Source organism: Thermodesulfobacteriota bacterium, from assembly GCA_035559815.1.
Classification (GTDB): Bacteria; Desulfobacterota_D; UBA1144; order Nemesobacterales; family CSP1-2; genus DATMAT01.
Window position 1 is genome coordinate 66,650 of sequence record DATMAT010000034.1, and the last position, 12,354, is coordinate 79,003.

Here is a 12,354-nt window from a genome sequence, read left to right on the forward strand (position 1 = left end):
AAAAGAAATGATAGGTTTTTTGAGGTGTTCGCCCTTCGACTAAGCCTTTAGTGAGCTTGTCGAACTACTCAGGACGAACGGGTCTTTTATTCCTGATTAACAGCGGATGCGTGCATCCGCTCATCCAGAGCCCCGTCGAAGGATGCCAATGCACTTATTCGGAGCCCTATCCAGCTAGTCGAAGGGATAAATTCCATGAACGAAGCAATCCCATTTCTAAAAACTAATGTCATCAGGACATACAGGGCTTAGGTGAACGGATATAATTTGGACACATTTACATAACAAACACATAAGAAGGCAACTTGATTTGAAATTAAGCTAAATCATCGTTAGCAAGGGGAAAATAATCCAATGAAACATCCAAAAACCTTTATTCTCGGTGCCGGAATGACCGGACTTGCCGCAAGCTGGGTATCGGGACTTCCGGTGTATGAATCGGAGACCGTCCCCGGTGGGATATGTTCGTCCTACTATCTCTCGCCCGGTGGGGATAAACCCATCTATTCGACTCCGGAAGACGGGGAATATTACCGCTTCGAAATAGGGGGAGGCCACTGGATATTCGGGGGAGACCCAGCGGTGCTCCACTTCATCCGGTCACTCACCCCGGTGAAATCATACCACAGACGATCCTCCGTATTTTTCAGCAAAAAGGGGCTATACGTTCCATACCCGATACAGAACCACCTGGGCTATCTGGGTAAGCACATGGCCAAAAAGGCACTCGACGACCTGATGTCCGGCCCTAAGGGCGATGCTAAAACCATGGCCGACTGGCTGGAGCAAAGCTTTGGTAAGATGCTGACCGAGCTCTTTTTCGCTCCTTTCCATGAAAAATATACGGCCGGACTCTGGACCCAAATCGCTCCCCAGGATGCCTATAAATCGCCGGTGAATATGTCTCTTGCCATCAAGGGGGCTTCCGACGATACCCCGCCGGTCGGATATAACGTCACCTTTGTCTATCCCATAGAGGGCCTCAACACGTTAGCCCAACGTATGGCCCAAAACAGAAATGTTAAGTACGAAAAGAAGGTGGTGCGGATTGATATAAATAAAAAAGAGGTTTCATTCTCCGACGGGTCCGGCCAGAAATACGAAAACCTGATTTCGACACTGCCGCTCAATAAAGCCATAGAAGCGGCCGGCCTTGAGCCGGATGAAAGGCCGGATTGCCATACCTCGGTTCTGGTGTTGAATATAGGTGCAAGGCGGGGGCCACTATGCCCGGATGACCACTGGCTCTACATTCCGGACAGCGACTCCGGTTTTCATAGGGTCGGATTCTACAGTAACGTCGATGTCTCTTTCCTCCCCCACTCTTCCAGAGAATCTAATGACCGGGTAAGCATTTACGTCGAGCGCGCCTATAAACATGGAGAGAAACCGTCAAACGATGAAATAAAGCAATATTCTCAGAACGTAGTTAAGGAGTTGGAAGGGTGGAAATTCATTGAGATGGAAGAAGCTATCGTCGACCCCACCTGGATCGAGGTGGCCTACACCTGGTCCTGGCCGGGCTCCAATTGGAAGACAAAAGCACTGGGGCTTCTGGAAAAGAACGGTATCTTCCAGGTCGGCCGCTACGGACGGTGGATATTTCAGGGCATTGCCGAGTCCATAAAAGACGGCTTCTTCGTGGGAGCGGCGGTAGGGAAGAAGTAGTTAGATTGCAAATCCGGCCTGACGTATAATCTTACATCCATTCCCAGAAGGGATAGTTCAAACTTCAAAAGCTTGATGACCGACGACACTAAGCCTAATTTTTTGATCATCGGTTGTGGTAAATGCGGCACGACCACCTTGGGCAACTTGCTCAACCAGCATCCCGAAATTTTTGTCGTTTCCTCGCCCAAGGAACCTAATTTTTTCTCCCACGACCGGAAATACGCAAAAGGATGGGATTGGTACCAATCGCTTTTCCGAAATACAAAGGGCGCTTCATTGGTGGGAGAAAAAAGCGTTTCCTATTCCAGCGAGGAGTTTGAAGACCGTGCCTGCCAGAGAATACAAAAGCACGTGCCAAGTGTCCGCCTGATTTACATAGTCCGCAATCCACTCGATCGGGTCGAATCGGCTTATCGTCAGATACATGATGTCGCCTCCAGGCGTGGCAAATATTTTCCGCATTCGATAGAAGGAGCGTTGAAATACCGTCCTCAGCTATACACAAACGCACTTTACTGGCAGCGCATCAACAAGTTTCGCTCTTATTTCCCCGACGAACAAATATTAGTGCTGTTCCTCGAAGACCTAAAGACAGACCCAGGGACAGTACTCACAAAATGTTTTAACTTCCTCGGAGTAGACTCCAGGCTTCCGGCTGAGGGGCTGAATAAGCGTCTCAACACTGCTGATGAAAAATACTACAGCAACTGGCTGATGAGGTTTATCATCAACCATAAAAGCCTAAACTCCTGTTGGATAAGGCTACCGAAGAAAGCGAGAAGAAAGGCCCAAGTAATAATGCGAAACCGTTTCGAAGTACCATTGAAATGGGAGCCATCCGCTCGTGAATTCGTACTGAGCCAAGTTGCTGAGGACTCCAGGCAGTTCCTCAAGTTTTACGGAAAACCCTCAGATTTCTGGGGCCCCGATTTCACGCGCAAAGAAATAGGCTTTGACCCGGGATTGGGAGACGAAAATATCGAAGCCCTAAGGACCGCTTAGATTCGGTTTGATTAGAATTTATGAATGCACCCTTACTATTTTTAGCTCCTCTTATATCTAAGGCTGCTGACATAAACTATAGGCAGAAGCAGTATTCCGACGGCTTCTCCTAGCAGGGTTGAAACAATCAATTTCCAGATGTTTTTCCGGCTATTTTGATTCTCGATAAATCGGTTATTTCCCGGGTCAAAATCATATGCCCTCTTGGCAGCGAAAGAAAAAGGAGAGGGATAATTGGGGTTCACTGCAATGTCGTAGTTCTTGAGGAGTAATTTGAAAAAAACAACTATATTATAAAGAAGCCCATATTTTTTTTGGGAATTCAATTCAATTATGTCGTCAAAACTATCTCTGTAAATATCTAACCTGTCGTCAACCATGATTAAGCTCAGCTTAGAGTCCGGAAAAGATTCTCGTAGCTTGTTTAAGGTAGAAAATATTTCATCCCTGCTCCCGCCATTCAGAATAAGTATGTTCTTGCCTTCTTCGGGAAGCCTATATAACGAGCCCTGCTTTTTTTCGTCATTGGTAATCTGTACCCTCCCACCCCAAGCCCCGGTTATAAAATCCCAAATACCCCTAAACCCCACGAGCATCAAATCGGGTCTGCCGCACATACCCCAGAAGAGCAGCACCTTAGAACGAAAACGGAGAAAATTAAAGAAAATCAAGGCTCTCCTGACATAATTGGCGTGTTTGGAATATGCTAATAAGCCATTCCGGCTTCCGTAGTAGTAATCTATGACCGGACTTCTCTTCTCAGTGAACGCCGGATGATAGACAATAGAATGTAAAACTGACACTACCCTAAAACCATTTTTCCTGAATTGGAGTCCCCAATCCATATCGTCCCAGAAGAAGAAAAACCTTTCATCCATGAGACCTACCTTGCTTAAAGAGCGGACTCGGACCAGGGCCGAGCAGATGGCTACATAATCAACATCTTCGATTTCAGTCTTGGGTTTGAAGTCTTTCTTGTTCCTGAATAAAGGGTTAACATCGATCGTATCCCACCTGAGGAATGCCCCGGCCTCGACCGTAATCTCCTTTCTCACGCTGTCAATTATCCTCGAGCCAGCTAATCCTATGGTCTCATCACCAGCCATAGCCTTCATCAATTCTTTGAAGGAGTTTTCTTCAACCTGAGCGTCATTATCCAGGAGCCAGATATATTCAAAATCCCCTTTTCTTAGCGCATATTTTATCCCGGCGTTGAACCCCGCCGTCCCCCCTTTATTCTCTGAGTTCGTTATTACCTGTACTTCCGGGAATTGAAGCCTGATTGCCTCTACCGACCCGTCGGTGGATGCATTATCCACGACGATGACTTCCTCATTTTGAGAAAACGTGTCTTTGAGAGAATTGAGGAGCCCAAGAACCGCCTCTCTCCTGTTCCAATTCACTATAACCACTGCTGTTTTTGGATAATCCCGCATTTAAATAGAGGCTTATAAAGTTAAATCCTTCGGAGACGAACTAAACTCTCTTTTGAATCCGAGACCTATGCTTAAAAAACCGGATAGGCCGTCTTGGAATGCGGCGCCTCCCTTAAAACAAAACCCCATCAACCTCCCTACCTATTCCAACCAGCCGGACAGGTCACGGTTTATCAAGTCCTGTAGCATCAAGATATCATGCCTATAAACTCCGATTAAATGTTTTTTGGTGTCCGGTTCCATACTGTCCTTTCTAGAGTTCTTATTCTTGAAATAATTAACCAGCTTTTCTGTCTTTTCCTTACCGATGGTATTCAAGAGCAAAGGACGGCTTATCTTCTTGAGGGGATGGTCGTAATTTGAAAGAAAATTCTGCAATTTTCTACTACGGGGGGTATCGGTTACATTGTGTTTAGCACTCACGTCAGGAATGAATGAAGGATCGACCTCAAGAAATTCGAACATATCCCTTATCGCCCCCAAGAGATTTTTGCTTATTTCCTCGTAAAGATATATCCTGACCTTCTCATTTCCGAAAGCTTCTAGATAAGCTTTGACCTGCCTGTGATAAAAGCCGACGTCGATATAATCAAACCCCCACCACCAATTCTCGCCCTTTCTTCGGTTTATTACCTCCGGTCTTATGGCTTCATCGAAATTCAATTGCTCGACTCCATCCCTTAAGTGATGCTTATAGTTGGAGAACGCCCTCTCCGCCGGGTTTCTTAGTATTATGATGATCCTAGGGACCGGCTGTACATACCTCAGTATATTACGTATTGAATTCTCATAAAAATATAGATAGGCAACACAAACCTCACCAACAGCTTTTTCTGTGGCCGCCTCTTCGAAAATACTCATGTAATCATCCCAATTCTCGATGATGTTCTTGCCGTAGAAGGAACCCTTGCCCGAGAACATATCCCTCCTTAAGCCGGCGAAAAAGAAATGTTCCTTTTTCATGGGGAGATATACGTCCGGGTGTTGTTTGAGATAGTGGTAAAGGGAGGTAGTACCCGCCTTTGCCGCACCCACGACTAAAAAATTAGGAATGTGCCTCATAAACCAGCTTTGTTGTACCTGAAGCTTTTGAGATAAATTAGCGGAGTAACCAACAAAGATGCTAGTTCACCTAACAGCGTGGATAGAATTAGTTTATGAACATTGGAGAAATCCCTGTCGCTATCCCTCAACATCCCAATAGACAAATCATAAAAATACGATTTCCTGACGGCGAAAGTAAAAGGAGACAGGGTTGGAGAAACTACTACATCAAAACCGGAGAAAAGTATTCTAGTAAAAACCCGGACATTGTAGAATATGCTGTTTAGTCTTTTGGAATCCATGGAAATCATATTACCGAAGTACGGCTTGAATACATCCTCCCGGTCACTTCGGACCAGTAGTGTAACCGTCGCTCGTGGAAACACCTCCTCAACCTTTTCATTCAGCCTCAAGATGCTTTCTTTTATGTCCCCGGCTACTACTAAGACACCCTTTACACTTTCATCTTTGGCTACGACCCTTTCCGGTATCTCCGTCTCATATTCTTCCTCGTTAAGATCGTACCTTCCCCACCGGTTACTACAGAAATCCCTGAGAGCGTCTAAGGTAATAAATCTGCGTTTTATGTTTTCTCTCTTTTTTCTATTCAATAGTCCGAAGATCACTCCTTTGCTTAGGTATCTAAAGTAATTATAAAATATCAGAAACCTCTTGAGCATACCGGTGTGCTTCGTGTACACCAGAAGGGAATTCCTGATGCCGTAATAATCGGTATTCCGTCCCCTCCTTTTCTCGGTAAAGGAAGGATGGTAAACAACCGATTGCGGGACCGCCATTACTTTAAAACCGTTATCCTTGAAAGTAAGACCCCAATCCATGTCATCCCAGAAAAAGAATAATCTTTCATCCATGAGACCAACCTTATCGAGTGATTCCACCCTGACTAAAGCGGAACAGATAGCCACATAATCCACTTCCTTTGGATTTCGTTCATCTATACCCCTTTTATTCCGGTAAAATGGGGTCACCCCTATAGTATTCCACTTGAACGACCCTCCAAGTGCAACGGTCATATCTTTTTCCTCAGTATCGACGATCCTGGACCCGGCTATGCCTATCTCACTATCACTCTCCATAACTTTTACCAATTCGACCAAGGTGGTTTTCTCTATCACCGCATCGTTATCCAAAAGCCATACATATTTAAACCCGCCCTTTGCCAGGGCGTACCTGATTCCGGTGTTGAATCCCCCGGTTCCGCCCAGGTTTTCGGGGTTTATTATGAGCCGGGTGTTGGGATACTTTTCTCTTATGATATCCGGCGAACCATCTGTAGATGCGTTGTCCACGACTACAATCTCGTAATTGTCATAATCTATATTCCGTAAATGCCCCAATAGATTGAGCACGTAATCCTTCTTATTCCAGTTAACTATAACTATAGCCACTCTTGGATTAAGAGACATCTCCTCGCCTTTTATTATATTGATTAACTAAGAAACCGAACAAGAATTTTTCACTAATTCTTTGATAGCTATTTGCGGACTCATTACATCTTATCTTACCGCTAATAGAAAGGCAACCATAGTTGGGACAAGGCTATCGGTGAATATGAGAAATAATATTCTAGGTTAGTTTAGGTCTAAAGAATGAGATAAAATTAATAAGGTTAATTCTCGCAGGAGATATTGATTTCCCCATCCCAGCACGTGTCAGAACCAGGGCCTCCGTTCAAATCATCGGTTTGAGGGCCCCCGTCCAGAAGGTCCTTTCCTTTATTTCCTTTAACGGTATCGTCATCCCCTTCCCCTTTCAGTATATCGTTTCCAAGCTTTCCCCTTAGCTCGTCGTTCCCTGGCCCGCCTAAAATCACCTCCCTACCCTTATGACCGACCAGCAGATCATCCCCCTCCCCTCCATCGATGCAGTCATTACCGGCAAAGCCCCTTATTGTATCGTTGCCCTCAAGACCGCATATTATGTCCTCGCCGGGAGTGCCGTCAATCACATCATCGCCATCCGTACCCAATATTGCATCAGGATCGCTACAATCGCAGCCCAAAATGCTATCAACTGCTATCCTGGCATCAACTCGTGGGAATCTGCGTCCGTTTCTACTATCTAGTATAGGTTTGCCTGCAGTTTTCATTATGACCTTTAACTCGTCCGGGGTGAGGTCAGGATTAGCCTCAACCATTAGCGCGGCGACGCCGGCTGCATGAGGAGTGGCCATAGAGGTACCGGACATGTTAGTAGTACCGCCTCCTAGCTTTGAGGAGGTGATTTCCTGTCCGGGGGCCAGCATGTCTAGGATGGGGGATGCATTGGAAAAAGATGCTACCTGGTCGGTTGTGTCGCTTGTAGCACCAACGGATATAGCAGAAGATATACAGGCCGGAGAGCTAATCCTACTTGCCGAAAAATCATTGCCCGAGGCGGCAAAAGTAGCCACACCGTTTGCATTTAAACTGTTTAAAGCCTGGGTGGTCAAAGGATCTGAGGAATCGCAATTACTGGAAAAGAGGCCGCCTCCGAGACTCATATTTATAACCTTTATGTCGAGGTTCTTATCCTGGACCTGGCTTAAGACCCAGTCAAGGCCGTCCAGTACGCCGGAACTGCAGCCCGAGCCGCTATCTGAAAGCACCTTTACCGCAACAATCCCCGCATCGGGGGCTACACCTTGTGGTGAAGTTATGATCCCGGAAACGTGGGTTCCGTGACCATTACCATCTTCGGCTGAGTCAGGGCCGCCAGGGCAACAAGACGAACATCCAGATGAAGGGTTTTGACAGGTGCAGCGTTGAGCAACCAAGTCGTCCATCAGTTGAGGATGGTCAGTGTCAATTCCAGTATCGAGAACAGCTACGATTATGCCTGTTCCGGTCAGACCGTCAGTCCGGTCATGCACCTTATCGGCGTTGATACGGGGCACGCTCTGGCCTAGTGTCGCAAAGACCTCGGTGGGAGTATAAACCAGTGCCACGTCGGGATGCGCAGATAGTTTGGCCAGACCGCTTTTAGTGACCTCACCAGCAAAGCCATTAATATTTTCCCACCTTGATCTCAGTCTGAAATCATTGACGTTTAGGCTCGATAAAACCCTGTTCTGTGTCCTGTTTATCATTAACTTCCGGGTTATAAAATCTTCCGGGAAAGAGACGGGAGTAGCTAGAGCCACTATAACCATGGTCATTCCGTCAGGGCTCGATTCCAATTCCTTAAAAACGTTGGCCCTGATCTTATCAACCACCTGTGCTTGGCCATGAAAATTAATGCTGAAGAAAAAAACGATAAAGAAAAACATAAAGGTTACCGGTGTAAGAATTAAAAAACTCTTTTTGCTCAATATCAATCTCCTCAGCGAAAAAGAAGAGGTTTTATCTTAGGTTGTATTATCTTTGTTTTGGTTAATTTATGAAGTGTAGAGATATTAATATAAGCTGAACAAAAAATAAAGGGGGGAATCACTTTTAACAAATGATACCCCCTTAAAATCTATTTAGATTAGTTCTCGCAAGAGTTATTTATTTCACCGTTCATACAGGTGTCAATGTCCAGGCCGCCATTCAAGTCGTCAGTACCAAGGCCTCCATTGAGCGTGTCCATTTTTTGATTTCCCCGTAATATGTCGTCTCCATCTTCTCCCTTCAGTATATCGTTTCCCTTGCCGCCGTTGATCGTATCGTTATCGTCACCGCCCTCGATAGTATCATCGCCAACATTCCCGCTCAAAACATCGTTACCCGGGCCACCGTAAATGACATCCCTGCCCTTGCCGCCACTAATAGTATCATCGCCCTCTCCGCCATCAAGACAATCATTCCCACCAAAGCCGTTTATAGTGTCGTTACCCCCAAGACCGCATATCACGTCATCCCCGGCTGTACCGTCCAGAACATTATCGTTATCATCGCCGAGTATGGCATTAGGGTCATCACAATTGCATCCGGCTGAAGCGGAAGATGATGATACCGACCATCCCAGGTCCTCGAATAGAGCCAATGTAAGCTCGGCATCGAAATTTGGGCCAGTATAAGAGGGCTCCATCATCTCGTTAGGGGAAACCGCTGTATTGTAATGTGCCACCGACGAGCCGGGCTGCACCGGATTAGGGGCGTACATTTGTACCCGGCCGCCTATCCCCAGTCCATTTGTTAGCTTCCCACCGGCATCAGCGGTTACGTTAGACCCATTCCATAACAGCCTAGTACCCGATGTTATGGCGGTAAGTCTTTGAGATGTGGTCATATTAATCAGGTCCTTAATGCCATTCGCCGGGTCGTTGTAAACTAAATTACGGTCATATATACCGGGAGTACCCAAACTGCCGTTATCGCCTATCAAGTCGATGAATCCAAGACCATGTCCAAGCTCATGTAGTACGACGGTGAAGAAATCAATATGACCTCCGGAATTACCGTCTAATCCATAGTACCAATTCACATTTCCCAACACGCTGGAATTATCCACGTCGCTGTTGAATCTCGCTATTATCTCCGGATTTGCAGAGCCATTCAGGTCCGTGCCAGCAATAGAGTTGGCCAGGGCCACCGGATATAAGGTGTTCGGAACCGGCTGATTGGCAAAGTTGTTATGCACGCTATATGCCCCGGCAGACCCCAGAATTGCGCTGTTTGAGCTGCCCCCCATCGAGTCAAAGGTGGCCCCTACTTTAATTACAACGTTACTTTGTAGAAAACCACCCCAGAAATCGGCAGCGGCCTGAAAAGCGTTAAGGCGCGCCTGGCCCCGTGTCGTTGCGTTATTCCCTCCGACAGGGGTGAATGAGGCGGGGTCGTTAAACCCCTCGTTTGGACCGTCATTGTTAACAACAATTATGGTGGCGGCGACGGACGGAAGGTATGTAAGTACAGAAAAAGAGACTGTAAGCATCGCCAGTACATATAGTTTTGAGAGACGAAATAACATTGCTATAATTACCTCCTAACTAAAAACTTACTCTCGTTATTTCCACCAAAAATTTACTCATCCCCATGTTTGGCATGATTCTGCTTGGAACAGTCTGTGGATAATTTTCCATTCCCGTCTATGGCCGCCCTTGAAAAATAGTGATAACTTTCCGGCAGGACTATCATCACCCCGCCACCCGGAGCCGGCTCTTCGAACAGCTCTTCCGAGACGCTTGACGAACCGATCCCTCTGGTAACAGATATATCCTCTTCTTCCACAGGGGTTTCGATAAATTCTCCGGTTTCCGGGTCTATAAAGACCTTATATCCAGAGGATGTATCACTGGGAATGGCAGGAGTCCTGTAATCAGGTTCTCTCTTTTCAGGTGAGACAATAATTTTATTTTCATCAATTTTATTTGCCTGTGGCGTCTCCGGATACACGTCAGAACCAAGGCTAAACGAGAAAAAGGTTAGGCCGAAGATTAAACCTGCTGTTAACCTATGATTAAGAAAAAAAGAAAATAAACTCATTCTAGATTACCTCCAATCATTCCTGTTCCATTGATAATTTATGATGACACTTATAGGTGGCAAGTATCATGCCCCAAGCAAGCCTGGATTACTCTTGGCGAAATAAGTTAAGGATTTATTGCTATTAGGCTATTCATAAAGTAAGTTGATGGTTTAGTTAACTTTAGTTCATAAGGTACAAATAACAGGTTACAATTGCCATAAAATGTCAGTTATGACAATTTTTGTCCATTGCTTTCCGCCACTATTGCCCCTTCTTTAATAAAGATGGTTCTATCCACTATTTCCTGCATTTGGCGCTTATTATGCGATACCAAAACTATTGTCTTTTTATTCCTTATTTCCTGAATTCTATCGAAGCACTTTTCTTTAAAAGACTCGTCACCCACTGCAAGAATCTCATCCAAGAGCAGTATCTCCGCCTCACTATGGATGGCGATTGAAAACCCCAGCCTCGCGTTCATGCCCGAGGAATACTTCTTCACCGGCATGTCGATGAATCGTTTTCCAATCCCCGAAAATTCAATTATGTCCTCTATTTTCTCCTTAATCTCCTTTATGGTCATCCCGATAATGGTACCGTTCATGTAGATATTCTCTCTCCCGGTTAAATCCGGATGAAACCCTGCACTAACCGATATTAACGGGGCAACCCTACCCCTGACAATGACCTCGCCCCGGTTAGGATAGGTAACCGACGCTATCAGCTTTATAATAGTGGTCTTCCCTGAACCGTTTGGCCCATATAAACCTACACACTCTCCCCTCCGTAAAGACATGTTGATGTCTCTCAACGCCCAAAATTCCCCCTCCCTCAGGTTCTCATTGGCATCCCTTCTATCATTTATACCCAAAAGGTTATTGATAAGGTCTTCCCTCAGGGATCGATGGAGCACCTCTCTTACCGAGTATTTCTTCCAGACATCTTTGAGCTCAATTACTGTATCAGATGACATCGGCGAAGGCCCGCTCTGTCCTTATGAAAAATCTATAGGATATATAATAGAGAATAACCAAGATGACACCGACGAAAACGAACTGCCATAGAATCACTCCCCGGCCTTCGATCATACACCTTCGCATATTCTCGATTATAAATGTCAGGGGGTTTAAAAGCAGAATGAGCTTGAGTTTAATACTGAGACCGTCGATCGAGTACAGGATAGGAGAAGCGAAAAAAAGGAGCCTGATGAAAAACTCCGATGCCAGCCTCACATCCCGATAATAGACGTTAATGCTGGAAAGTAAGAGGGACATCGACACGGTGAAAAAAAAGAGCAGCATCACCAGCGGGATAACCCATAACATGGTCCAGGTTATGGGGATCTTGTGTATGAACAATATCAGGGGAAACAAAAGAAAAGCTATGAAAAAATCAAAGAGAGCAGCCAGCACCCGGGATATGGGTATAATCTCGCGAGGGAAATATATTTTTCTGATCAGGCTGTGCTGGCCGGCCAGGCTATTTATGGATTGATTAATAGATGATGAAAAAAAGGTCCAGGGCAATAGACCGGCTAAGAAGAAAACCGCTTTAGGATAGTCCTTTATTCTTATGTCCATCACGTATGTAAAAATAAATGTAAGCAGCGCCATCATGCTCAGGGGTTGAATTAGAGCCCATAGCACCCCAATGATAGAATGACGGTAACGAATGGTGAATTCCCGCCAAACATAGATAAAGAATAAATCTTTGTATGGATAGAGCCTCTTGAATATCTCCATTTAGCCAGTATCACCGCATCGATCAGGGACCAGATATATTATGCCTGTATAACTCATCACCAATGACC

11 protein-coding genes are annotated in these 12,354 nt (G+C 45.6%); 2 read left to right on the forward strand and 9 right to left on the reverse strand.

The window, feature by feature from the left end:
* Positions 1-86: 86 nt before the first annotated feature.
* Positions 87-233: a hypothetical protein gene (locus tag VNN20_09770; GenBank protein ID HWP92469.1), complete on the reverse strand. Its 147-nt coding sequence runs from the start codon at positions 231-233 to the stop codon at positions 87-89.
* Positions 234-354: 121 nt separating this feature from the next.
* Here VNN20_09770 and VNN20_09775 point away from each other — a divergent pair, with 121 nt between their 5' ends.
* A complete protein-coding gene (locus VNN20_09775) occupies positions 355-1,668 on the forward strand; it encodes an FAD-dependent oxidoreductase (GenBank protein ID HWP92470.1) in 1,314 nt (437 codons plus the stop codon).
* Positions 1,669-1,743: 75 nt separating this feature from the next.
* Positions 1,744-2,673: a sulfotransferase gene (locus VNN20_09780; GenBank protein HWP92471.1), complete on the forward strand. Its 930-nt coding sequence runs from the start codon at positions 1,744-1,746 to the stop codon at positions 2,671-2,673.
* Positions 2,674-2,714: 41 nt separating this feature from the next.
* On the opposite strand, the gene VNN20_09785 is transcribed toward VNN20_09780, so the two are convergent.
* From VNN20_09785 to VNN20_09820, 8 genes are all read right to left on the reverse strand, one after another.
* Positions 2,715-4,109, reverse strand: a complete 1,395-nt coding sequence (locus tag VNN20_09785) for a glycosyltransferase family 2 protein (protein HWP92472.1) — start codon at positions 4,107-4,109, stop codon at positions 2,715-2,717.
* A gap of 141 nt (positions 4,110-4,250) precedes the next feature.
* Positions 4,251-5,171 (reverse strand): sulfotransferase domain-containing protein, encoded by a 921-nt coding sequence (locus VNN20_09790; GenBank protein HWP92473.1) that lies wholly within the window; start codon positions 5,169-5,171, stop codon positions 4,251-4,253.
* Positions 5,168-6,580: a glycosyltransferase family 2 protein gene (locus VNN20_09795; GenBank protein HWP92474.1), complete on the reverse strand. Its 1,413-nt coding sequence runs from the start codon at positions 6,578-6,580 to the stop codon at positions 5,168-5,170. Before VNN20_09795 ends, VNN20_09790 begins: the two co-directional genes overlap by 4 nt.
* A gap of 203 nt (positions 6,581-6,783) precedes the next feature.
* On the reverse strand, positions 6,784-8,463 hold the full coding sequence (locus VNN20_09800) for a S8 family serine peptidase (GenBank protein HWP92475.1): 1,680 nt from the start codon (positions 8,461-8,463) through the stop codon (positions 6,784-6,786).
* 158 nt (positions 8,464-8,621) lie between these two features.
* Complete coding sequence (locus VNN20_09805) at positions 8,622-10,046, reverse strand: hypothetical protein (GenBank protein ID HWP92476.1); 1,425 nt, start codon at positions 10,044-10,046, stop codon at positions 8,622-8,624.
* Positions 10,047-10,099: 53 nt separating this feature from the next.
* Positions 10,100-10,561, reverse strand: a complete 462-nt coding sequence (locus VNN20_09810; GenBank protein ID HWP92477.1) for a hypothetical protein — start codon at positions 10,559-10,561, stop codon at positions 10,100-10,102.
* A 212-nt stretch (positions 10,562-10,773) separates the two neighbouring features.
* Positions 10,774-11,517 carry an ABC transporter ATP-binding protein gene (locus VNN20_09815; protein ID HWP92478.1) on the reverse strand — a complete coding sequence of 248 codons (744 nt, stop codon included), beginning with the start codon at positions 11,515-11,517 and terminating at the stop codon, positions 10,774-10,776.
* Positions 11,507-12,286 carry an ABC transporter permease gene (locus tag VNN20_09820; GenBank protein HWP92479.1) on the reverse strand — a complete coding sequence of 260 codons (780 nt, stop codon included), beginning with the start codon at positions 12,284-12,286 and terminating at the stop codon, positions 11,507-11,509. Before VNN20_09820 ends, VNN20_09815 begins: the two co-directional genes overlap by 11 nt.
* Positions 12,287-12,354: the final 68 nt, after the last annotated feature.

Excerpts from the sequence above, each read along its gene's own strand:
- VNN20_09770 (HWP92469.1), bottom strand. The coding sequence starts at position 233 with ATGACATTAGTTTTTAGAAATGGGATTGCTTCGTTCATGGAATTTATC.
- VNN20_09775 (HWP92470.1), top strand. The coding sequence starts at position 355 with ATGAAACATCCAAAAACCTTTATTCTCGGTGCCGGAATGACCGGACTT.
- VNN20_09780 (HWP92471.1), top strand. The coding sequence starts at position 1,744 with ATGACCGACGACACTAAGCCTAATTTTTTGATCATCGGTTGTGGTAAA.
- VNN20_09785 (HWP92472.1), bottom strand. The coding sequence starts at position 4,109 with ATGCGGGATTATCCAAAAACAGCAGTGGTTATAGTGAATTGGAACAGG.
- VNN20_09790 (HWP92473.1), bottom strand. The coding sequence starts at position 5,171 with ATGAGGCACATTCCTAATTTTTTAGTCGTGGGTGCGGCAAAGGCGGGT.
- VNN20_09795 (HWP92474.1), bottom strand. The coding sequence starts at position 6,580 with ATGTCTCTTAATCCAAGAGTGGCTATAGTTATAGTTAACTGGAATAAG.
- VNN20_09805 (HWP92476.1), bottom strand. The coding sequence starts at position 10,046 with ATGTTATTTCGTCTCTCAAAACTATATGTACTGGCGATGCTTACAGTC.
- VNN20_09810 (HWP92477.1), bottom strand. The coding sequence starts at position 10,561 with ATGAGTTTATTTTCTTTTTTTCTTAATCATAGGTTAACAGCAGGTTTA.
- VNN20_09815 (HWP92478.1), bottom strand. The coding sequence starts at position 11,517 with ATGTCATCTGATACAGTAATTGAGCTCAAAGATGTCTGGAAGAAATAC.
- VNN20_09820 (HWP92479.1), bottom strand. The coding sequence starts at position 12,286 with ATGGAGATATTCAAGAGGCTCTATCCATACAAAGATTTATTCTTTATC.